At 53.2% G+C, this 21,442-nt stretch carries 21 protein-coding genes; 6 read left to right on the top strand and 15 right to left on the bottom strand.

From position 1 onward, the window contains the following. Window positions 1-99: 99 nt before the first annotated feature. The 3 genes from kduD to tcyP all read left to right on the top strand — a co-directional run bounded on the left by kduD (window position 100) and on the right by tcyP (window position 3,069). On the top strand, window positions 100-861 hold the full coding sequence (gene kduD / locus HVY19_RS09095; protein ID WP_181683982.1) for a 2-dehydro-3-deoxy-D-gluconate 5-dehydrogenase KduD: 762 nt from the start codon (window positions 100-102) through the stop codon (window positions 859-861). A gap of 95 nt (window positions 862-956) precedes the next feature. Next, on the top strand, window positions 957-1,544 hold the full coding sequence (locus HVY19_RS09090; RefSeq protein ID WP_181683981.1) for a metal-dependent hydrolase: 588 nt from the start codon (window positions 957-959) through the stop codon (window positions 1,542-1,544). Window positions 1,545-1,677: 133 nt separating this feature from the next. Beyond that, on the top strand, window positions 1,678-3,069 hold the full coding sequence (gene tcyP / locus HVY19_RS09085; RefSeq protein WP_181683980.1) for a cystine/sulfocysteine:cation symporter: 1,392 nt from the start codon (window positions 1,678-1,680) through the stop codon (window positions 3,067-3,069). A gap of 76 nt (window positions 3,070-3,145) precedes the next feature. Here the strand turns inward: tcyP and cedA are convergent, their stop codons facing one another. After that, window positions 3,146-3,388 (bottom strand): cell division activator CedA, encoded by a 243-nt coding sequence (gene cedA, locus HVY19_RS09080; RefSeq protein ID WP_181683979.1) that lies wholly within the window; start codon window positions 3,386-3,388, stop codon window positions 3,146-3,148. Between the two features lie 213 nt (window positions 3,389-3,601). Between cedA and katE the strand changes: the two genes are divergently transcribed. After that, entirely contained in the window at window positions 3,602-5,860 is a 2,259-nt protein-coding gene (gene katE / locus HVY19_RS09075) for a catalase HPII (RefSeq protein WP_181683978.1), read from the top strand. A gap of 52 nt (window positions 5,861-5,912) precedes the next feature. On the opposite strand, the gene chbG is transcribed toward katE, so the two are convergent. The 7 genes from chbG to osmE all read right to left on the bottom strand — a co-directional run bounded on the left by chbG (window position 5,913) and on the right by osmE (window position 11,807). After that, on the bottom strand, window positions 5,913-6,671 hold the full coding sequence (gene chbG, locus HVY19_RS09070) for a chitin disaccharide deacetylase (protein WP_181683977.1): 759 nt from the start codon (window positions 6,669-6,671) through the stop codon (window positions 5,913-5,915). A gap of 12 nt (window positions 6,672-6,683) precedes the next feature. Next, entirely contained in the window at window positions 6,684-8,039 is a 1,356-nt protein-coding gene (locus HVY19_RS09065) for a 6-phospho-beta-glucosidase (RefSeq protein ID WP_181683976.1), read from the bottom strand. Window positions 8,040-8,154: 115 nt separating this feature from the next. Next, on the bottom strand, window positions 8,155-8,997 hold the full coding sequence (gene chbR / locus HVY19_RS09060) for a transcriptional regulator ChbR (protein ID WP_181683975.1): 843 nt from the start codon (window positions 8,995-8,997) through the stop codon (window positions 8,155-8,157). A gap of 7 nt (window positions 8,998-9,004) precedes the next feature. Beyond that, window positions 9,005-9,355: a PTS N,N'-diacetylchitobiose transporter subunit IIA gene (gene chbA / locus HVY19_RS09055; protein WP_181683974.1), complete on the bottom strand. Its 351-nt coding sequence runs from the start codon at window positions 9,353-9,355 to the stop codon at window positions 9,005-9,007. 52 nt (window positions 9,356-9,407) lie between these two features. Continuing rightward, window positions 9,408-10,766 carry a PTS N,N'-diacetylchitobiose transporter subunit IIC gene (gene chbC / locus HVY19_RS09050; RefSeq protein WP_181683973.1) on the bottom strand — a complete coding sequence of 453 codons (1,359 nt, stop codon included), beginning with the start codon at window positions 10,764-10,766 and terminating at the stop codon, window positions 9,408-9,410. Between the two features lie 80 nt (window positions 10,767-10,846). Then, complete coding sequence (gene chbB, locus HVY19_RS09045) at window positions 10,847-11,167, bottom strand: PTS N,N'-diacetylchitobiose transporter subunit IIB (protein ID WP_181683972.1); 321 nt, start codon at window positions 11,165-11,167, stop codon at window positions 10,847-10,849. 298 nt (window positions 11,168-11,465) lie between these two features. Then, window positions 11,466-11,807: an osmotically-inducible lipoprotein OsmE gene (osmE, locus tag HVY19_RS09040; protein WP_181683971.1), complete on the bottom strand. Its 342-nt coding sequence runs from the start codon at window positions 11,805-11,807 to the stop codon at window positions 11,466-11,468. A gap of 216 nt (window positions 11,808-12,023) precedes the next feature. Here osmE and nadE point away from each other — a divergent pair, with 216 nt between their 5' ends. Continuing rightward, entirely contained in the window at window positions 12,024-12,851 is an 828-nt protein-coding gene (gene nadE / locus HVY19_RS09035; RefSeq protein ID WP_181683970.1) for an ammonia-dependent NAD(+) synthetase, read from the top strand. 117 nt (window positions 12,852-12,968) lie between these two features. Then, entirely contained in the window at window positions 12,969-13,856 is an 888-nt protein-coding gene (gene cho / locus HVY19_RS09030; protein ID WP_181683969.1) for an excinuclease Cho, read from the top strand. Here the strand turns inward: cho and ves are convergent. The 7 genes from ves to HVY19_RS08995 all read right to left on the bottom strand — a co-directional run bounded on the left by ves (window position 13,816) and on the right by HVY19_RS08995 (window position 21,418). After that, on the bottom strand, window positions 13,816-14,391 hold the full coding sequence (gene ves / locus HVY19_RS09025) for an environmental stress-induced protein Ves (RefSeq protein ID WP_181683968.1): 576 nt from the start codon (window positions 14,389-14,391) through the stop codon (window positions 13,816-13,818). The two genes, cho and ves, sit on opposite strands and share 41 nt — an antisense overlap. A gap of 169 nt (window positions 14,392-14,560) precedes the next feature. Continuing rightward, on the bottom strand, window positions 14,561-15,043 hold the full coding sequence (spy, locus tag HVY19_RS09020; RefSeq protein WP_181683967.1) for an ATP-independent periplasmic protein-refolding chaperone Spy: 483 nt from the start codon (window positions 15,041-15,043) through the stop codon (window positions 14,561-14,563). Window positions 15,044-15,390: 347 nt separating this feature from the next. Further along, complete coding sequence (gene astE, locus HVY19_RS09015) at window positions 15,391-16,359, bottom strand: succinylglutamate desuccinylase (protein ID WP_181683966.1); 969 nt, start codon at window positions 16,357-16,359, stop codon at window positions 15,391-15,393. Further along, the gene (gene astB / locus HVY19_RS09010) at window positions 16,352-17,695 is read right to left on the bottom strand and encodes an N-succinylarginine dihydrolase (protein ID WP_181683965.1); all 1,344 of its coding nucleotides are present in this window, start codon (window positions 17,693-17,695) and stop codon (window positions 16,352-16,354) included. The genes astE and astB overlap by 8 nt, the downstream gene beginning before the upstream one ends. Next, window positions 17,692-19,170 carry a succinylglutamate-semialdehyde dehydrogenase gene (gene astD / locus HVY19_RS09005; protein WP_181683964.1) on the bottom strand — a complete coding sequence of 493 codons (1,479 nt, stop codon included), beginning with the start codon at window positions 19,168-19,170 and terminating at the stop codon, window positions 17,692-17,694. The genes astB and astD overlap by 4 nt, the downstream gene beginning before the upstream one ends. Then, window positions 19,167-20,201: an arginine N-succinyltransferase gene (astA, locus tag HVY19_RS09000; protein ID WP_181683963.1), complete on the bottom strand. Its 1,035-nt coding sequence runs from the start codon at window positions 20,199-20,201 to the stop codon at window positions 19,167-19,169. Before astA ends, astD begins: the two co-directional genes overlap by 4 nt. Next, window positions 20,198-21,418 carry an aspartate aminotransferase family protein gene (locus HVY19_RS08995; protein WP_181683962.1) on the bottom strand — a complete coding sequence of 407 codons (1,221 nt, stop codon included), beginning with the start codon at window positions 21,416-21,418 and terminating at the stop codon, window positions 20,198-20,200. Before HVY19_RS08995 ends, astA begins: the two co-directional genes overlap by 4 nt. Window positions 21,419-21,442: the final 24 nt, after the last annotated feature.

The raw sequence follows: 21,442 nt of genomic DNA, 5'->3' as shown, positions 1-21,442 counted from the left end.
AAATGAAACGGTGTTTTATTTTTTATTGAAATCCACATCATCCTCTTCTATCCTTTCTGCAGGGCATCAAACCGATAACAATGAATAGCCGAGGTAATTATGATTCTGGATGCGTTTCGTCTCACGGGTAAAGTCGCCATCGTCACCGGTTGCGATACCGGGCTCGGGCAAGGAATGGCGCTTGCGCTGGCTGAAGCGGGCTGCGACATCATTGGCGTTAATCGCAAAATTCCTCATGAAACGGCGGCGCAGGTCGAAGCTCTGGGGCGACGTTTTTTCGCTATTCAGGCCGATCTCAGCCAGCAAAGCGCCATCGAGCGTGTCGTCACCCAGAGCGTGGAAAAATTCGGCCGCATTGACGTACTGGTAAACAATGCCGGAACGATTCGTCGAGAAGATGCGCTCAGTTTTAGCGAAAAAGACTGGGACGAAGTGATGAACCTGAATCTCAAATCCGTTTTCTTTCTCTCGCAGGCCGTGGCACGCCAGTTCCTGCATCAGGGGAACGGAGGCAAAATCATCAATATCGCGTCAATGCTCTCATTTCAGGGTGGCATTCGCGTGCCTTCCTATACGGCGTCAAAAAGCGGCGTGCTCGGCATTACCCGCTTGCTGGCAAACGAATGGGCGCAGCACAAGATCAATGTCAACGCTATCGCCCCGGGCTACATGGCAACTAATAATACGCAACAACTCAGAGAAGATGCCGCGCGCAATCAAGAGATTGTCGAACGCATCCCCGCTGGTCGTTGGGGAACCCCACAAGATCTACAAGGACCGGTAGTATTCCTGGCCTCAGGCGCTTCCGATTACATCAATGGCTATACCATTGCCGTCGATGGCGGATGGTTAGCGCGATAAACGCGCATTATTGACAAAGAGTTACAACGTCACCACTTCCGCCTACTGTATAAAAATCCTATACTGTACGAATTAACAGTCTAGCGAGTTTTATCATGACGGCGGAAGGTCACCTCCTCTTTTCTATTGCCTGTGCGGTGTTTGCGAAAAACGCTGAGCTTACGCCCGTACTTGCGCAGGGTGACTGGTGGCATATCGTTCCTTCCGCGATCCTTACCTGTCTGTTGCCTGATATCGATCACCCCAAATCCTTCCTGGGGCAGCGATTAAAATGGGTTTCTAAGCCGATTGCCCGCGCGTTTGGCCATCGAGGATTCACCCATAGCCTGTTGGCTGTATTTGCACTGCTGGCGACGTTCTATCTTAAGGTACCAGAAAGCTGGTTTATCCCTGCCGATGCGTTGCAGGGTATGGTTGTGGGTTATCTGAGCCACATTGCGGCGGATATGTTAACTCCGGCAGGTGTCCCCTTGCTTTGGCCCTGCCGCTGGCGGTTTCGCCTGCCCATTCTTGTTCCACAGAAGGGGAACCAGCTTGAACGCTTTCTCTGTATGGCACTTTTTGCGTGGGCGGTGTGGATGCCACAAACCTTGCCCCAGAACAGTGCAATTCGCTGGTCATCCGATATGATCAATACGCTGCAATTGCAATTCAATCGCTTTATAAAGCACCAGATCGATTAGTTAATCGGCGTAATTGTCATTTTTGCTATAAGCAATTCCATTTGAATATAAGAGCGCCGTCACAGTTCTGGTAACCTTGCGCCATCAGTGTCGCTCCAGATAGCAACACGAATAATAAATCAGGAGAACGGGGATGAATTTTCCATTAATCGCGAACATTGTGGTGTTCGTTATTCTGCTGTTTGTGCTGGCGCAAGCCCGTCATAAACAATGGAGTCTGGCAAAGAAAGTACTGGTCGGTCTGGTGATGGGGGTGATCTTTGGTCTGGCCCTGCACACTATTTATGGTTCTGACAGTCAGGTACTGAAGGATTCCGTCCAGTGGTTCAATATCGTCGGCAACGGCTATGTGCAACTGCTGCAAATGATCGTCATGCCGCTGGTGTTCGCTTCGATTCTGAGCGCGGTCGCCCGTTTGCATAACGCCTCGCAGTTGGGGAAAATCAGCTTCCTGACCATTGGTACGCTGTTGTTCACGACCCTGATTGCTGCACTTGTCGGTGTTCTGGTCACCAATCTCTTTGGTCTGACGGCCGAAGGTCTGGTGCAAGGGGGCGCAGAAACAGCGCGTCTGAACGCAATTGAAACCAACTATGTTGGCAAAGTGGCCGATCTCAGCGTTCCGCAACTGGTGCTGTCGTTTGTGCCGAAAAACCCGTTTGCCGATCTGACCGGTGCCAATCCGACGTCAATTATCAGCGTTGTGATTTTCGCCGCCTTCCTCGGGGTTGCCGCCCTGAAGCTGCTGAAAGATGACGCCCCTAAAGGTGAACGCGTATTAACTGCTATCGATACCCTGCAAAGCTGGGTTATGAAGCTGGTTCGTCTGGTGATGCAACTTACGCCATACGGCGTGTTGGCGCTGATGACCAAAGTGGTGGCGGGTTCAAACCTGCAGGACATCATTAAGCTCGGTAGCTTTGTGATCGCCTCTTACCTGGGTCTGGGGATTATGTTTGTGGTACACGGCGTACTGCTGGGTGTTAACGGCGTGAGCCCGCTCAAGTACTTCCGCAAGGTATGGCCGGTGCTGACCTTTGCTTTCACCAGTCGTTCCAGCGCCGCGTCTATCCCGCTGAACGTTGAAGCGCAGACGCGTCGTCTGGGTGTGCCGGAATCGATAGCCAGCTTTGCCGCCTCTTTTGGCGCAACGATTGGTCAGAACGGCTGTGCGGGCCTGTACCCTGCCATGCTGGCAGTCATGGTCGCCCCTACCGTCGGGATTAACCCGTTAGATCCGGTGTGGATTGCTACCCTGGTGGGTATCGTCACCGTGAGCTCCGCTGGGGTTGCCGGCGTTGGTGGTGGCGCAACGTTCGCTGCGCTGATTGTTCTGCCGGCAATGGGCCTGCCGGTAACGCTGGTGGCGCTGTTGATCTCCGTCGAGCCGCTGATCGACATGGGACGTACCGCACTGAACGTGAGCGGTTCAATGACGGCAGGGACGCTTGCCAGTCAGTGGCTCAAGCAAACCGATAAAACCATTCTGGACAGCGAAGACGACGCCGAACTGGCACATCGTTAACACCCGTCCGAAGTGACATGCTAAATAAAAAAACCGCCTCGGCGGTTTTTTTATTTGAGCGTGGCGACATCGCTAATTAATCCGCGATCTCGTTTTCCTGGCGCACCTGATTTGCCCAACGTTGAGCGGACTCCGGCACGGTAAACGCAGGCGATCGCTGAAACGACTCCCCCATTAAGACGAACGCGACATACTTTCCGCGTAATATCCACACGTCACGAAAGGCGTCCATTTTTATTGCATGTTCCGGAGGCGCAGGTTCGACGCGAGGCACATAGCTAATAACCGGGCGATTTTGTTGGCGAAGAGGTTTCATCATTAAGGCTTCACTAAAGACAAATTCTAAAAATCAGAAAAACACTATATTAGCTGATTTTTCCCCTGCCCGTCCTGCTCTCGGCGTGCTCTTTCTGCCACAGACTGCCCGATCGGGCGAGTGTTATCCGGCGGATAACCAGTGATGGTCTATAGTTAGTGAGTTTTTGACAAAAAACATCGACCCTTTCAGCAATGGAAAATGGAGACGAGTTCAATGTCGCATAATGAAAAAAATGCCCATCCACATGCTTCGCCTGTTCATGATACCCGCGAATCACAACCCGGCCTGGACTCACTGGCACCCGAGGACGGCTCTCACCGCCCAACGCCTGAACCCACACCACCTGGTGCTCAGCCCACCGCGCCCGGCAGCCTGAAGGCGCCAGACACGGCGAATAAAAAGCTCAGTGCACTGGATAGCGTGCGCAAGGGTAGCGAAAACTTTGCGCTAACCACGAATCAGGGCGTTCGTATCGCGGACGATCAAAACTCACTGCGCGCAGGAAGTCGCGGGCCAACCCTGCTGGAGGATTTCATCCTGCGGGAGAAGATCACCCATTTTGACCATGAGCGCATTCCGGAAAGGATTGTTCACGCACGTGGCTCAGCGGCACACGGCTATTTCCAGCCGTATAAAGATCTGAGCGATATCACCAAAGCGGATTTCCTTTCCGATCCGGATAAGATCACCCCAGTGTTCGTCCGGTTCTCCACGGTTCAGGGCGGTGCAGGCTCAGCGGATACCGTGCGTGATATTCGCGGTTTTGCCACGAAGTTCTACACCGAAGAAGGCGTATTTGACCTGGTCGGTAATAACACGCCGGTCTTTTTTATACAGGATGCACATAAATTCCCTGATTTCGTTCATGCCGTAAAACCCGAGCCGCACTGGGCTCTGCCTCAGGGACAAAGCGCCCACGATACGTTCTGGGATTATGTGTCGCTCCAGCCTGAAACGCTGCATAACGTGATCTGGGCGATGTCAGACCGGGGTATTCCGCGTAGCTACCGCACCATGGAAGGCTTTGGCATCCATACCTTCCGGCTGATTAACGCCGAAGGCAAAGCGACGTTTGTCCGTTTTCACTGGAAACCGCTGGCCGGAAAAGCGTCACTGGTCTGGGACGAAGCGCAAAAGCTCACCGGTCGCGATCCGGACTTTCACCGTCGCGAACTGTGGGAAGCCATTGAAGCCGGTGATTTCCCGGAATATGAGCTAGGCTTCCAGCTCATCCCGGAAGAGGATGAGTTCAAATTCGATTTTGACCTTCTCGACCCTACCAAGCTGATTCCTGAAGAGCTGGTTCCGGTGCAGCGCGTCGGTAAAATGGTGCTCAACCGTAACCCCGATAACTTCTTCGCCGAAACCGAGCAGGCCGCCTTCCATCCGGGGCATATTGTACCGGGTCTGGATTTCACCAACGATCCCTTGCTACAGGGCCGTCTGTTCTCGTATACCGATACGCAGATCAGTCGTCTCGGCGGTCCTAACTTCCATGAAATCCCGATTAACCGTCCAACCTGCCCGTATCACAACTTCCAGCGTGACGGTATGCATCGCCAGGATATCGATACCAACCCGGCAAACTACGAACCCAACTCCATCAATGATAACTGGCCGCGTGAAACGCCGCCTGGCCCCAAACGTGGCGGATTCGAGACTTATCAGGAGCGTGTCGACGGTAACAAAATCCGTGAGCGTAGCCCCTCTTTTGGTGAATACTACGCCCACCCTCGTCTCTTCTGGCTAAGCCAGACGCCCGTTGAGCAACTGCATATCATTGATGCCTTTAGCTTTGAGTTAAGTAAGGTGGGTCGTGCTTATATTCGTGAGCGGGTGGTCGATCAACTTGCGCGGATAGATATTAATCTGGCACAGGCCGTGGGCAAAAATCTGGGGATCGAACTGACTCCTGAGCAAATGCAAATCGCGCCGCCTGCGGATGTAAGCGGAGTGAAAAAAGATCCTTCGCTGAGCCTGTACGCCATTCCCGATGGCGATATCAAAGGCCGTGTCGTCGCGATTTTGCTCAACGATAAAGTGAAGTCCGCCGATCTGCTGGCCATTCTACAAGCGTTAAAGGCAAAAGGCGTACATGCGAAGCTGCTCTATTCGCGAATGGGTGAAGTCGTGGCGGATGACGGTTCAGTACTGACCATTGCCGCCACCTTTGCTGGCGCTCCGTCGCTAACGGTGGATGCGGTGATTGTCCCTTGCGGCGATATTGCGGATATTGAAGACACCGGTGATGCCCGCTATTACCTGCTGGAAGCGTATAAACACCTTAAGCCCATTGCACTGGCCGGTGACGCCCGCCGCTTTAAAACCGTGCTAAACGTCGATAGTCAGGGCGAAGAAGGCATTGTGGAAGCAGACAGTGCTGACAGCCAGTTTATGGATCAGCTCTTTACGCTAATGATGGGTCACCGCGTCTGGTCACGCACCGGTAAAGTTCCTTTGGTGCCTGCCTGATTCGTCGGCCAGGGAAAAAATGCGGCGCAATTTTGCGCCGCAAACTCAGGAGTCACACATCAAGAAAACTGCCCAGGCGGTAACCACGCTCTGTAATCGCATTCCTTAGCGAATCAGAGGTCAGCACATCCAGTTCAGCCAAACGGGGGTAACAATAGGCGCTCTGGCGGATCGTGTTATCAACGAACGCCGGATGACACATGACTTCCAGTGAGGACTTGCCACGGTTTGCTGAGGCATCCAGTACGTTCAAAAATAACGCTTCAGAAATCTCTTCACCGTAAAACTCACTGCTGAAACCCTGCGAACTACGCAGAGTTTGCGGTAAATCCGTTGCGTTAAACACCGGTTGGCGATCGATTCGCAGCGCAACGCCGCGTTCAGCGGCAAATCTGGTCACAAGCGGGAAAATCTGCGGGATCATATGCACATGGTGGTGACTGTCCAGATGCGTAGGCTCCCGCCCAAACAGGTCGATGAAACGCTGATATTGACTTTCCAGTTCGCGAGAAATTTCATCCAGCGGCAGACTATTCTCTTCAGCCATCTGCCATATCCATTTCCCCAGACGCCCTTCGCGGGTCAGCCCTGGCATCTCAGTTAAGGGGTTCCCCAGCGTCAGGACAAAGTGCATCCCTACCGCCAGTTCTGGCACTTCCCGGCTTAACTGCGTCGCATGGTCAATAGCCTCACCATTAACCAGCGCCGTTGTAGAGGTCACCACGCCATAACGACAGGCTTCCACGATGCCGTAGTTTTGGCCCTTACTCAGGCCAAAATCGTCCGCGTTTACTATCAATAAGCGTTCCATACTCTACCTCGATTAGTGTTGCGTACCTTTAAGCTTTTCAATGCACTGAGCGAAGTTCGGCAACCACTTCTCATGCGCAAGGATCAGTTCACGCGCCAGGATTTCAGCATCGCGATCGGAATGCACCAACGGGCTCAGATTCAGTGCCAACAACACATCATTAAACTCACCGCTCAGCGCTGCGTTGCTTGCGGCCACTTCAAAGCCTTTAATGGTGTAGATCAGGCCCATCACTTTTTCGTCGAAATGGGTGATACGCGGGGTTGGCGTCGCGCCATCACGGCCCAGCGTACAGGTCATTTCGACCGCCCAGTCAGCAGGAATGTTGTCTACATGACCATGATGGGGAATGTTCACGTAGTGCTCGGTCTGCTTATCATTGAAGATGGCGTTAATGACTTCACAGGCCGCGTCGGAATAGTATGCACCACCGCGCTGTTCCAGTTCTTTCGGTTTCACGTTCAGATCCGGGTTCTTATACAGGTCGAACAGTTGTTTTTCGACCTTCTGCACCACCTGAGCGCGCGCGCCGCCTTTATAGTATTCACCCATTTCAATCGCCAGCATCTCTTTCTGCTTAAAGTAATACAGCAGATAAGAACACGGCAGCAGGTTCAGTGAACGAATCAGACCTTCGCTGAACGGCAGATCGAAAATGTTCTTCACGCCGGAGGCTTTAAGCTGACCAGAGGCTACGCCGTCCAGCAGTTCGGCGAAGCGGGATTTACCATTCACCAGCACATCTTTAATGAACACCATATGGTTGAGGCCAAACAGATCGATGGAAAGATCGTCGCTGTCGCTCAACTTCAGCACATCACCAATGAACATCTTCATGCCGACAGGAATGTTGCACACGCCAATAAAGCGCTTAAACCCGGTGTGACGATAAACCGCTTCGGTCACCATGCCGGCCGGGTTAGTAAAGTTAATCACCCAGGCGTTCGGACACAGTTCTTCGACGTCTTTGATAATGTCAAAAATCACCGGAATGGTTCGCAGTCCTTTAAACAGACCACCTGCCCCGTTGGTTTCCTGGCCCAGGTAGCCGTGGCTCAGCGGAATACGCTCATCCAGTTCACGGGCTTTCAGTTGACCTACACGCAGCTGTGTCGTGACAAAATCAGCATCCTTCAGCGCTTCGCGGCGGTCGAGGGTTTTGAACACCTTCATCGGCACACCGGCTTTATCGATCATTCGCTGGCAGAGATTATAAATAATATCCAGTTTCTCTTCGCCGCCCGCCACATCAACCAGCCACAATTCGGTTACCGGCAATTCGTGGTAACGCTTAATAAAGCCTTCAAGTAATTCCGGGGTATAGCTGCTACCGCCTCCAATGGTGACGACTTTTAATTTCTGGTTCATAATTTCTCCCTTCAGTGTTTTACACTGGCGTGAATTATGCTTGGCCCTGGTATCAGGTATAACCCGGCAGTCCCGGCGTTAATGGGCAAGCTTAAAAACCTGTTGTCTAAAATAATTACTGATTATATTGCGTTAGCTTTTTACGATAGCTATTTGGCGTAAATGACGTCATTTTTTTAAACGTTTTTATAAACAGACTTGGACTACTGTATCCTGCTTCATAAGCAATATCAGTGACAGAATAGTTGGTCATTTCTAACTGCTTTTTAGCAAAATTGATGCGAATTTCATTAATTAATTGCATCGGCGTTTTGCTGTAATAACGCTGCGTTGCGCGTGTCAGGTATTCCTGTGATTTTGCGGACAGGGCAACCATATTTTCCAGCGCATGCTCAGCAAACTGCCTTTTATCGTGCATGGCCTCGACAGTGGCCTTTAACCATTGCGGAATATCATCCAGAACCTGCTCCTCACGATAATGTCGCAGGCGGTTAATTATGTAGAAGGTGACCACTTCGACAAATTCTTCCAGCCCGGTATCGCGAAAGTTGAGTGAGGAGATTACCGTCTCGACATAGGTTAAAAAAGCGCTGTTGGTGCGATAGACCTGCGAGGCCACAAAGCAGTATGGCATTAACGGGCCGTAGTGCTGTTCAAAAAAACGTCTGCTGATCCCAACGTTCAAAATGCGCGTTGCGCCAAACTCGTAGAAGCTCTGATGATGCGAACCCAGCGGAACGAACACAAAGTCCCCACGCTCCAGCAGCACGCGTTTACCGTTGATTTCCTGATAATAGCGGCCGGTCAAAACCAGCGTAAACTCATAGTAATCATGCTGATGTAAACCGCAGGCGCTCTCCGTCTTGTTGTAGATAAAGACATGGAAATTCTTGCCATTAAACAACTGCTGCTCACGCGCAGTGGTAATTTCCGGTGCGATGGCCTGTAGTTGCATCATCAACTCCTTACTTACTCAGCTTCTCATGAAGCTCAATCAACTCTGTCACCAGTTCACGGGCCAGCATTGACGTCATCAGGTGATCCTGGGCATGAACCAGCACCAGGCTAACCTTCATTTTACCCTCGCCCTGATCGCCTTCAATCAGTTTTGTTTGTACCAGGTGCGCTTCGTTTAGTGCCAGGCGCGACTTATCCATCATCGCCTTCGCTGCCTCAAAATCACCCTGCTTCGCCTGCTTGAGCGCTGCATAAGCCAGACTGCGCGCCTGTCCTGAGTTGATAATCAGCCCCATGACCACTTCTTCAAGCTCTTCCGCTTCGGTCTGGGAATCCGTAATGTTGTCGAGATCCATCATATTCTTGCTCCTCTTTATCACCCGGCACGGGTTGCCCCATGCCGGGTTAAACTTAGAATTTCAGTGCGTTAGCGATGTCTTCTTCGCTCTCTTCTTTGTCGATCACGTTCTGCGCTTTGTTCGCCACCACCACGAATGGCAGGTAAATCAGCGTGGCGATCCCTAAGTTGAACAGTGCGACCAACAGCGCGGCGACGCTTCCGTTGGTATTAAAGAACGCCCCCAGACCGGTTGGCATTGTCCACGGCGCGATGTTGGTAATCGGCGGGATGATACCCAGATAGTAAGCAATCAGCGTGATGGCGGCCAGAATCGGCTGAACCAAAATGAACGGGATAAACATAACCGGGTTCATGATGATCGGCAGACCGAACAGAATCGGTTCGTTAATCTGGAAGATACCGGATGGCAGCGCCAGTTTTGCGACCTGACGATAATCCGCACGGCGGGATGCCAGGAAGATAGCAATAATCAAACCGAGGGTTGCACCGCTACCACCGAGGAAAATATAGGAGTCCAGCATCGGCTTCGCCCAGATGTGGAACGTTTTACCCGCGGCCAGCGCGGCATCAACAGAACCGTACTGCTGGTAGATGGCGATGTTTTCCAGTGCCCATGGCGTCATAATCCCGCTATCCAGCGCGGTCAGCGCCAGGGAACCGTGGATACCGAAGAACCACAGCAGCGGAACGAACAGGACATAGGCCCAACCCACAACGCTACCCAGAGAGGCCAGCGGTGTAGAAATGGTGTCCATGATGATCTGGTGGAAGTTTGTTCCCCAGTTGTTCAGCGCCCAACCGATGATCCCCATCACAGAAAGGATAATAAAGCCCGGAATTAACGCTGAGAATGAACGCGATACGGAGGCAGGGACACTGTCGGGTAATTTAATGACCCAATTGCGACGGATCACGAAGGTGAACATTTCCGCGACCACCAGACCGATAATAATACCGGAAATGATATTCGCGCCGCCCAACCAGTTCGCGCCGACGGCATAAGCCTCACCCACGCTGTAAGGGGTGACAGTCATAAACGCGGCTACGGATAAAAGTCCCGCTGCCAGGGAGTCAACTTTACGCTCCTCTGCCAGCGCCATCCCAATAAAGAAGGGAGCCATCAGAGACATAATACCCAGCGTACCGTTGTAGACGTTTCCGCCGATACCTTTAAAACTATTTAACGTTTCAATGGTAGAAGCATCGAGGCGAATACCCATGGAATAAAAAAATGACCCCTCCCCAAAGCTGAGGAAAACGTTATTTATTAATACAAACATGGCCCCTGCGAGGGTTAACGGCATTAAGCGAATAAAACCGTTTTTGATTGCATTAACGTGCGGCTGCTTTCCTATTTTGACAGCAAAAGGAAGGAGTACCTTTTCAAGTGAAGCAATGACGTTACTCATAGAAAAATACCCTTAAATACCGCAATGAATATTGCGGTGTAAGTAAATGAAATAACTCTTTGACGGGAAAAATTAAAATATTAATTCGCAGCGGCTTTTTTAATTGCTGCAACTGCAGCCTTAAGCACGCCTAAACCATCGACTTTGCCATACAACAGCGAGTCAATCACTTCTACAGGTTTGTCAGGTAACAAACGCTGAATTTCGGGCAACATATAAGCAATTTGCGGGCCTAATAAGACGACATCGGCTGTTGGGCCTTTTTCTCCGGCCAGTGTTTCTGGAAATGCTTCAATAATAACCGGCACTTCATATTTTTCAGCCTGCGCACGCATCTTCGAAACCAGCAAAGATGTAGACATGCCCGCAGAGCAAAACAGATAAATGTGTTTCTTTTCCATAAAAACGCTCCTCATGTGCGATTATCTGTTAACCAGACAGGCCGCAAGCTTCAACCTGCATCCGTGCACTGGACAACTTGCGTAACCGGAAGACTTAATTCTGTGTCTGAAACGAGTATACGGGATCGGACTCAGTGATGGTATTTCCTTGACCACCAAAATTGTCTCTCATTGACCTGGTGTTTTGACACCCTTCACACTTCGGGTAAATAATTCGCGGCAATAATTAAGATCATTCAGAAACAAAAAAACCGGCACAGTGGCCGGTTTCGGGAGCTGTTCAGGCAATAAACAGATATTACTGCTTAGCTGCCTGTGGGTCGGTGTCGTATTCAGCACAGCTCTGGTAGCCTGAGTTTATGACATGACCTGTATCATCCAGGGCGACAAAATAGGTTTCTGCTTTACCATCACGTTGACCCAGGATGTATGTCTGACAGGTACCGCGAGCGTGAACCATGCTCACTTCAGATGAAGGTTTCCCCGCAATCTGTGCAACCTGCGCCCGGCTCATGCCTTTTTTAACGTCTTTCACCACAGGTTGGACAAATTGATCTTTGGTACGGTCATACGCCGTACATCCTGCCAGCATAGTCAATACCGCCGCTGCACCCAGAATTCCTGCTATATTCTTGTTCATATATCGTCCTCTTGTTTATCAGCGTGTTATGTAAGTCTGGAATACAATATGACATTTTTCAAGTTGACGATTAGCAGACGATATATTTCATCAAATTCCGATCGGGCAGAAGGTTGTTGTTTTAACCATCACTTACCGCAGGGTGACTTGTCGTTTCCACAGCAAAGGGTTAGCTTTAACCCAGTCTGTTTTTATTCTTTTAATAGGAGGGGGTAAATGGCTCTGCAACAAGAGATCATCAAAGCGCTCGGCGCTAAACCGCACATTAATCCAGCGGAAGAGATCCGCCGCAGCGTGGATTTCCTCAAAGCCTATCTGCAACGGTATCCTTTCCTGAAAAGCCTTGTGCTGGGGATCAGCGGCGGGCAGGACTCTACGCTGGCGGGAAAACTTTGCCAGATGGCGATTAGCGAGCTGCGCGCAGAAACTGGCAATGATGCCCTGCAATTTATCGCAGTGCGCCTGCCTTATGGCGTGCAGTTCGACGAGCAGGACTGTCAGGATGCCCTTACGTTTATCCAGCCTGATCGGGTGCTCACCGTTAATATCAAAGGTTCAGTGCTGGCAAGCGAACAGGCGCTGCGCGAAGCTGGCATCGAGTTAAGTGATTTTGTGCGCGGCAATGAAAAAGCGCGCGAGCGCATGAAGGCCCAGTACAGTATCGCCGGAATGACCAGCGGCGTGGTGGTCGGCACTGACCATGCAGCAGAAGCTATTACCGGTTTCTTCACCAAATACGGCGACGGCGGCACCGACATTAACCCCCTGTTCCGCCTCAACAAGCGTCAGGGTAAGCAATTGCTGGCGGCGTTAGGTTGTCCGGAACATCTTTATAAGAAAGCACCCACCGCTGACCTGGAAGACGATCGCCCTTCTCTCCCCGATGAAGCCGCGCTCGGCGTCACCTATGAAAATATTGATGATTACCTGGAAGGTAAAGCGATCGATCCCGCCATCGCAAAAATCATTGAAGGGTGGTATCTGAAGACGGAGCATAAGCGTCGGCCTCCGATTACCGTGTTTGACGACTTCTGGAAGAAATAATTCCTCCTGTGCCGGATAACGCATCACGGCTTATCCGGCCAGTACCACGCATCTGCCTCTTTTTTGATCGACATCGCGCTGCTATACTGGATGAATAACCAGCATCTGGAGTCAACAGTGGTACGGCGTCAATCAGTTCCTCGTCTTGAGTTTGAAGCAGCGGCAATATACGAATACCCCGAACATCTTCGCCCTTTTCTGGAGTCGCTTCCCTCCGTTCCCGGCGTTTACCTTTTTCACAGCGAAAGCGAGGCAATGCCACTCTATATCGGTAAAAGCGTTAATCTGCGTAGTCGGGTATTATCGCACTTACGCTCCCCTGACGAAGCCGCCATGCTGCGCCAGTCCCGGCGGATATCCTGGATCTGTACGGCGGGTGAAATTGGTGCGTTATTGCTGGAAGCACGACTCATTAAAGAGCAACAGCCGCTGTTCAATAAGCGGCTGCGCCGAAATCGCCAGCTCTGCGCCCTGCAGGTGAATGGACAGCGTGTGCAGGTTGTTTATGCCCGCGACATTGATTTCTCTCATGCGCCAGATCTGTTTGGCCTTTTTGCCAACCGTCGCAGCGCCCTGGCAGCGTTACAATCTCTCGCAGATGAACAAAAGCTCTGTTACGGTTTGCTGGGGCTGGAACCCCTGAGCCGTGGACGCGCCTGCTTTCGTTCAGCATTGAATCGCTGCGCGGGTGCCTGTTGCGGCAAAGAGAGCCCGGAGGAACACCAGTTGCGCTTGCTGGCATCGCTTGAAAGGCTTCGCGTCGTTTGCTGGCCGTGGAAAAATGCCATTGCGCTTAAGGAGAGCCGTCCGGAAATGACCCAGTTCCATATTATCAATAACTGGTTCTGGCTGGGCGCGGTTGAAACCCTGGACGCGGCGGCGGCGCTGATGCGCACCCCCGCGGGGTTTGACCAGGACGGTTATAAAATTCTCTGCAAACCGCTCATCTCCGGGGCTTGTGAAATTATTGAGCTGAATGGGGAGAGTGACCGTGAAGCCAGGTGATTTCACTGAACAGCAGTTTCCCTTCAGGCTTGAGTAAACGTAGCGTGTGCTTACCATCATGCCAGCAAGCGCCCTGATCGGCGGTTAACACCTTTTCCCCCAGTTGCCAGGTACCGCTTATCACGAATACCACGCCGCCCCGCGAACCAAACGTGGTAAACGTGCGATCGGCGACCCTGACTTTGGCCTGACAGGCGTCGCGACGGGTCATAATATTGAAGTCCATCGACATCTGCCCTTCCGTCAGCGTCGCTTTCACCACACGCTCACCGGGAAAAGTGAACGGCTGATGCTTTTTCAGGGTATGGGTGAACGCGCCCTGGCTTTCGAGCGTGACTTCGCTTCCTTCCAGCAACGTAATCACGCGCTCAACGCCGGGGAAAAGTGAGAACTCACCGTTCCCGGCCAGCGAGGCAATGCTGGCGCGCCAGTCAAAATCCCGGGTCGCAGGGGGAAAACAACAAATTTCCCGTGTTTCACCAGCGCCATTGCGCCAGAGACTCACCGGCATTTTGCGAATATCAAAATAGTCCATTATCACTCCTGAGAGAAAGCGTGCGGCAAATTAGGGCACGGGATCGTTATCGGCAGCAGTGAGGATTTCCCTTAGGCAGTTGATATGAAAAAAAACCGCCGATCCTGTCCACCGCCTCCATCGAGAGGGTGAACAGGACCGGCGGTCTTCAATTTAGCCTAGCTAAGGATTACTCAGCAGGTTGAGCCATTTTATCCGTACGCGCCGCACGTTCTGTCAGACGCTTCTCAAAATTAGCATTAAATTGCTTTTTCTGCTCAGGGGTCAGAATGTTGTAGATCTTATTCTGTGTTTCCATGTGCGCCAGCATATTGGCTTTGCGCTGCTCTTCCATCTTCGCGATCTGCGCTTCCGCTTTGGCTTTATCGAAGCTGTCGCTGGCAATGATTTCGTGCATTGCGCGGCGTTCTTCTACCGGCGGACGTTTCATCTGGTCACGCTGGCCTTTCATGATTTCACGAATTTGCTGTTTCTGCGCATCAGTCAGATTCAGGTCTTTAAACATCATGTCATGATGCGGACCGAATTTGCCTTTATGTTGCATCATCGGTTTAGCGTCTGCCGGCGCTGCCGTCGTATCCGCTGCGTGGGCCAGATTCGCCGCGCCCAGTGCCAGGGTAGAAGCAACAAACAGTGCAGTTAATTTACGCATAATCTCTATCCTTCCTTTCAGTTATTTTTACGGCTTTACTGACCACTTATTCAGAAGTGCAGTGCCGTGTTGACGAGATTAACTTTAGCGGGTTATTCGTCAAAAAGTCAGAGCAACAGTAAAACAATGAAAGCGTAAAAAACAATTTTTCGCCAATTGTGGAGAAAATAAGAAATGATTAAGGAGAGTTGAAAGAAATAATGACAACATCATGATTTTGCAGAAATTATGAAGAACTATACCGCACCAGCGATTATAAATAAAGCAATTCACCAGGAATAATCCGTAATTATTTCCTGGCGCACAATATATAAACACTCCGCAGCGTGCAGTCTGCGGAGTGTTTATCAGGATATTTTTTCGAGCATTAATCCGGCACGAAGTCCCAGCGCCACGCCAGGATTAGGAAAGAGAACATATTCAACGTCATGGCTGACAATAAAACGTTCATCACCCTCTTCGGCCAACAGTGTCCCTTCTTTAAATGGCGTAAAGTTGAGTGTCTGGCTGTCCATATGGAGAACAAATGCCTCGCTGCGACGGGTGATTTGCGACGCCACACGGTAGCGAACAGGCGCTTGCGCGCAGGTGCCGGTCGTCGTTCCTGCCAGCAATTTGGCAAGGGCTTCTGCCGTGTCGGCAAACTGCCGCAGATCGTTCTGCCCGAAGGGTAGTGCTTTCCCCAACTCCAGCGTGCATGAGAGCGCGCCGAAATGCTCAGCGCTATAGTGGGTAAACGTCCCGGCAGGGGTCTGATGAAAAACCAACGCTTCAAGTCCTGCGACGCCAAGCCATGCCAGAAATGCTTCATCCCAGGGAATCGAACGCTGTGGCAACACGCCAAAGCGCAAATGGAGCGATCCCCGGATGGCGGTATGAAGATCCAGATGCCAGCGAATCGCCTCTTTACCATGGGAGTAAAACGCGTCGACACAGCGCTCAAGCTCTCTTGCACGCTGCGTTTCTCCGCTTTCAGCAAACTGCTGCCAGCGCCCGCCGAACATCCGGTTCATATCGCTATGGCAGTAACGTTTCCCCTCGGCCAACGCCTGGGGATTGCCGAGGATCACCAGCAGGCGCCAGCGTAACGCAATTGCACCCTGACTTAACGCAGCCAGCAGGTTACTGACAATTTCTACCGGTGCCGTTTCGTTGCCATGGATACCGGCTGAAATCACCAGTGCGCCAGTGACTGGCGCAGTTGGCATGAGTTCCAGCACACCCGGACAGGTCCAGCGCCAATGAAAGCCGTTGCCTTCCCCCTGGTCCACCACTGACGTTACCCCCGCCAGCGTGGCGGCAAGGAAATTATCCATGAGCGCCCCCAATCTGCTGGAATGGGTAAACCGACCCCAGCCGCAGCAGCCGCGTCAGGGCGTCCAGCGCTTCGCGCCCTTCGCGCAGTAGCTGCGGATCAGCTAAATCCGCCGCCGTTAAGCGATCCCGATAATAGCGATCCACCCAGTCGTTGAGCGAATTGAACAAGGTATCGTTCATCATCACCGCCGGATTCACCGCCTGGCGCTCCTCAACGGTTAATACCACGCGAAGACGCAGACAAGCCGGGCCACCGCCATTAGACATGCTTTCGCGCAGGTCAAACACCCGCATATCACGAACGGGGTTATCAGCTTCCAGCAGGTTGGTCAGATAGCGCCAGACGCCGGCATGTTCGCGGCACTCCTGCGGTAACACCAGCATCATTGAGCCATCTTCACGGCTGAGCAACTGACTGTTAAACAGATAGGTAGAGACAGCATCCGCAACTGAAACCTTAGCGGCAGGAACCACTATCGGAGTAAAGCCCGGAACGCGCGCGTGTAACTGGCTCAGTACCTCGTCCTGTTTTGCAAATGCCTGTTCGTGGCAAAACAGCACCTCGCGATTCGCCACCGCGATCACATCGTTATGAAAGACGCCCTGGTCGATAACATCCGGGTGCTGCTGCACAAACAGACACTGATGAGGATTCACCTGATTGAGGCGAGCCACCGCCTCACTGGCTTCACGCGTCTGACGCGCCGGATAACGCGAAGGTCGCGTTGTACCGCCCTCCTCGCGACCATAGACAAACAATTGCGTACCGGGTTCGCCGTACTCTCCGCCCAGACGGTTATGGTTCGCAGCACCTTCATCGCCGAGCATCGCCACCTGCGGGAGCGCGGAGTGAACGCTAAAATACCGTTCGTCGCGGAAAATCGCCCGCAGTAACGCTTCGGTAGTCGGCGCTTCCAGAGAACGGTGAAATTTGTTATTCAGGTTGGCGACCGTCAAGTGGACTTTGCCATCCAGCGTATCTGCCGACGGCGCTACCGTCGCGGCATTCGCCACCCACATGGGTGAGGCTGAACTGATGCTGGAGAGCCAGTGTGGCGCCTGACGCGCCACTTTCTCAATCACTTGCTCATCACTACCGCTAAAGCCCAGTTGACGAAGCGCCGGTATAAACGGCCGCTCGTGCGGCGGGATCACCGCTTGCGGGTAGCCGGCATCCGCCAGCGCTTTCATTTTCAGAAGCCCCTGCTTTGCCGCCAGACGCGGGTTCGAAACCTGATGGCGGTGGCGCGTCGACGCTTCATTACCAAATGACAGCCCCGCATAATGGTGCGTTAGCCCCACCAGCCCGTCAAAATTCACCTCGCGCGCTTTCATAGCGAACCCTCACGCGAAAAATCCAGTCCAGGGCTGAGCGTGCCCGGAAGCGTCAACGCCGCAGATTCCAGACTCGCCATCGGCCACGCACAATAGTCAGCGGCATACCACGCGCTGGCGCGGTGGTTCCCGGAGGCACCCACGCCGCCAAATGGCGCGGTACTGGCAGCGCCGGTTAATGGTTTGTTCCAGTTGACGATCCCCGCGCGCGCTTCGAGCAGAAGCTGGTCAAACTGCGCCCGAACCGGGGAAACCAGTCCGCATGACAGGCCATAACGGGTGTTGTTAGCCATAGCAATCGCGTCGTCAAAGCTGTCATAGCGCCAGACGCCCAGCAGTGGGCCAAAGACCTCTTCATCCGGAATATTTGCCACACCGGTCAGCTCAACGATCCCTGGCGATAGTAGCGACGTTCCCGCTGCAAGCAGTCGCGGCGCCAGCAGCGTGCGCCCCCCCAGCGACTCCAGGCGCTGCCAGGCATCCACAACATGCCGTGCCGCATGTTCAGAAATCAGGCCCCCCATAAACGGCTGCGGCTCCTCGTCCCAGCGCCCCGGCTGCAGACGTTGACTCACTTCAACCAGCCGAGCAAGAAATGCATCCCCCTGCGGCCCCTTTTTCACCAACAGACGACGTGCGCAGGTGCAGCGCTGCCCGGCAGTCACAAATGCCGACTGGATCGTCAGGTGAACAGCGCCATCGATATCCGCCGGATCTTCGATAATCAGCGGGTTGTTGCCGCCCATTTCCAGCGCGAGAATCTTCTCTGGCTGCCCGGCGAGCTGGCGATGCAACTGGTAACCCGTATTCGCACTACCGGTAAACAACAGGCCATCCAGATCCTCCAGCGCGCTTAGCGCCTGCCCGGTATCGCGCCCGCCCTGTACCAGATTCAGCACGCCGTGAGGCAGCCCGGCCTGCTCCCAGAGTTTCATCACCGCTTCGCCAATCCACGGTGTCAATTCGCTGGGTTTGAAGATAATGGTGTTGCCAGCCAGCAGCGCCGGTACGATATGTCCATTGGGCAGATGACCCGGAAAGTTGTATGGTCCGAATACCGCCAGTACGCCGTGCGGACGATGGCGAAGCGTCGCCGCCCCGTCAGGCAACTCACTTTGTTGTTCCCCGGTGCGCGCATGATAAGCCTTGATTGAAATGGCGACTTTGTTGATCATCGCCGTCACTTCCGTCGCCGCTTCCCAGCGCGGCTTGCCGGTTTCCCTGCCAATGAGGCTAGTCAACTGCGTTTTATGACTCTCCAGCAGTCCGGCGAAGGTTTCGACTATTGCCTGGCGTTCGCTGAAGGGACGTCGCGCCCAGTCGCGAAAGGCTGCTCGCGCGGCGCGTGCGGCCTCGGCCACCTGTGCGGGATCGGCATCGTGACCTTCCCACAGGACATCGCCTTTCACCGGGTCGGTTTTTACCCGTCGTTCACCCTGACCGGTCACCCAGTCACCGTTGATCCATAAAGTCATACTGTTTTCTCCTCAGCGCAAAGACGCACAAAACGGACGCGATCTCCGGCACGACATTTCAGGGCATCCAGTTGTGCTGCCGTTAACACCAGCCGTTGCGAATCCGGGTCAGCACGCACCAGCATGACGCGGAAGTTGTGATAGTTTTCATTCGCCACCAGACAGGCCGGGAAGTCGCCCGTCGCCGGCTGCCCTTCCGCGACCTCCACCAGTCGACTCTTGCGGATCGCCCGCACCCGGTCGATATCGCACTCCAGCGTCGGTCCACCGTCGAAGATGTCGATGTAGTTACGATAGCGGAAACCTTCTTTTTCCAGCACCGCGCGGGCTGGCGCGGTTTGCGGGTGCACTTCGCCGATCACCGCCTGCGCCTCTTCGGAGAGAAAATCGGTGTAGATCGGATGCTTAGGCATCAGCTCGGCAATAAAGGCTTTCTGTCCGGTGCCACAGAGAAAATCCGCCCGGGTAAACTCCATAGAGAAGAAGCGTTTGCCAAGACTTTGCCAGAACGGTGAATAGCCGTGCTCGTCGATGACGCCACGCATTTCCGCAACCACTTTTTCATTAAATTTGTCGCGAAACGCCGCCATAAACATGAAGCGCGACTTCGACAGCAGGTATCCGTTGCCCTCTTTGCGCCAGTCGGGGTCGAGAAATAACGTACATAATTCGCTGCTACCGGTGTGGTCGTTACTTAAGAAAAGCGTCGGCAGCGCGTTATACACGTTCAGCTCTTTTGAGGCATGAACCAGCGTCCCGACGCGATAGTTGTACCAGGGATCGTTCAGCCCCACCGCCACTTCAATAGCGCATATTCCGGCCACCGTGCCGGTTTGCGTATCTTCCAGCACGAAGACAAAACCCTGTTCACTTTTGGGCAGTTCGCCTTGCCAGGTTTTCAGCGAGCGCTCTATACGTGCGCTCAGCGTCGCTTCGTTGGCCGGAAGTGAGGTCAGCCCGCCACCGGTTTTGCTGGCCAGTTTCATCAGCGCGCTGATATCGGAACGTTCAATTGGACGGATGATCATCATGATGAACCTCCCGCTTTTACCTGTTCGCAAGCCAGCGCAAAGCGATCTAATCCGGTTGCCATCTCTTCCTGGGTGACGTTGAGCGCTGGCGCGAAGCGCACCACATTGCCACCCGCAATCAATACCATCACACCCGCTTTGGCGGCTTCTTGTGAAATCAGTTTGGCTTTTCCGGCATACTCATCATTCAGCACGCAGCCAATCAACAGGCCTAAGCCGCGAATTTCGCTGAAAAGCCCGCAACGGCTGTTAATGGCGTTCAGGCGCTCAACAAACCCGTCGTGACGCTGTTTCACGCTGTTCAACATTTCTGGCGTATTCACGATGTCCACCAGTTTTCCGGCCACGGCCGTTGCCAGCGGGTTACCGCCGTAGGTGGTGCCGTGCGTTCCGACCGTCATCACGCTGGCGCCTTTTTCACTCGCCAACAGCGCGCCAATCGGGAAGCCGCCGCCGAGCGCTTTCGCGGTAGTCAGGAGATCCGGAGTGACGCCATAGTGCATGTAGGCGTACAGTTCGCCGGTACGTCCAACGCCGGTTTGCACTTCATCAAAAATTAACAGCGCGTTATGGCGATCGCACAGTTCACGCAACCCCTGTAAAAAAGCCCTGGTCGCAGGGACAACGCCGCCTTCACCCTGCATCGGTTCAACGATCACCGCACAGGTGGTATCGTCAATCAGTGCGCTCGCGGAGTTCAGGTCGTTATAAACCGCATGGCGGATATCCGGGGGTAACGGCGCGAAGTCTTGTGAATAGGCAGGCTGCCCCCCTGCGCTGACGGTAAACAACGTGCGCCCGTGGAAGGCATTTTTGAAGGCCACAATGCCGCTTTTGTTGCTGCCAAAGTGGTCGTGCGCATATTTACGTGCCAGCTTCAGTGCGGCTTCGTTCGCTTCTGCCCCGGAGTTACAAAAGAAGACTCTGTCGGCAAAAGTCGCGTCGATCAGCTTTTTCGCCAGACGCAGCGCCGGCTCATTGGTATAACCGTTACCGGTGTGCCAGAATTTGCTCGCCTGGTCGTTCAGCACGTCCCGAAGCTCCGGGTGTGCATGGCCCAGGGCATTGACCGCAATGCCTCCCGCGAAGTCGATGTACTCTTTACCCTGCTGATCCCATAAGCGCGAACCTTCGCCACGAACCGGAATAAAAGGTGCCGGTGCATAAACAGGCATCATCCATTCATCAAAATTTTCACGCGTAATTGACAGAGACATAGCGACCTCATCGGTAAATAAGAA

It is taken from the genome of Citrobacter sp. RHB25-C09 (genome assembly GCF_013836145.1).
GTDB lineage: Bacteria > Pseudomonadota > Gammaproteobacteria > Enterobacterales > Enterobacteriaceae > Citrobacter_A.
Note: the sequence above shows the minus strand (reverse complement) of the source record. Positions and strands in the feature narration are given on the sequence as shown.

Coding starts and splice junctions, on each gene's coding strand:
- HVY19_RS09065 (WP_181683976.1), bottom strand. CDS start 8,039: ATGAACCAGAAATTAAAAGTCGTCACCATTGGAGGCGGTAGCAGCTAT.
- ves (WP_181683968.1), bottom strand. CDS start 14,391: ATGGACTATTTTGATATTCGCAAAATGCCGGTGAGTCTCTGGCGCAAT.
- astA (WP_181683963.1), bottom strand. CDS start 20,201: ATGATGATCATCCGTCCAATTGAACGTTCCGATATCAGCGCGCTGATG.
- cedA (WP_181683979.1), bottom strand. CDS start 3,388: ATGATGAAACCTCTTCGCCAACAAAATCGCCCGGTTATTAGCTATGTG.
- chbC (WP_181683973.1), bottom strand. CDS start 10,766: ATGAGTAACGTCATTGCTTCACTTGAAAAGGTACTCCTTCCTTTTGCT.
- kduD (WP_181683982.1), top strand. CDS start 100: ATGATTCTGGATGCGTTTCGTCTCACGGGTAAAGTCGCCATCGTCACC.
- osmE (WP_181683971.1), bottom strand. CDS start 11,807: ATGAACAAGAATATAGCAGGAATTCTGGGTGCAGCGGCGGTATTGACT.
- chbG (WP_181683977.1), bottom strand. CDS start 6,671: ATGGAACGCTTATTGATAGTAAACGCGGACGATTTTGGCCTGAGTAAG.
- astD (WP_181683964.1), bottom strand. CDS start 19,170: ATGACTTTATGGATCAACGGTGACTGGGTGACCGGTCAGGGTGAACGA.
- astE (WP_181683966.1), bottom strand. CDS start 16,359: ATGGATAATTTCCTTGCCGCCACGCTGGCGGGGGTAACGTCAGTGGTG.
- spy (WP_181683967.1), bottom strand. CDS start 15,043: ATGCGTAAATTAACTGCACTGTTTGTTGCTTCTACCCTGGCACTGGGC.
- HVY19_RS09090 (WP_181683981.1), top strand. CDS start 957: ATGACGGCGGAAGGTCACCTCCTCTTTTCTATTGCCTGTGCGGTGTTT.
- chbR (WP_181683975.1), bottom strand. CDS start 8,997: ATGATGCAACTACAGGCCATCGCACCGGAAATTACCACTGCGCGTGAG.
- katE (WP_181683978.1), top strand. CDS start 3,602: ATGTCGCATAATGAAAAAAATGCCCATCCACATGCTTCGCCTGTTCAT.
- chbB (WP_181683972.1), bottom strand. CDS start 11,167: ATGGAAAAGAAACACATTTATCTGTTTTGCTCTGCGGGCATGTCTACA.
- tcyP (WP_181683980.1), top strand. CDS start 1,678: ATGAATTTTCCATTAATCGCGAACATTGTGGTGTTCGTTATTCTGCTG.
- nadE (WP_181683970.1), top strand. CDS start 12,024: ATGGCTCTGCAACAAGAGATCATCAAAGCGCTCGGCGCTAAACCGCAC.
- astB (WP_181683965.1), bottom strand. CDS start 17,695: ATGAAAGCGCGCGAGGTGAATTTTGACGGGCTGGTGGGGCTAACGCAC.
- chbA (WP_181683974.1), bottom strand. CDS start 9,355: ATGATGGATCTCGACAACATTACGGATTCCCAGACCGAAGCGGAAGAG.
- HVY19_RS08995 (WP_181683962.1), bottom strand. CDS start 21,418: ATGTCTCTGTCAATTACGCGTGAAAATTTTGATGAATGGATGATGCCT.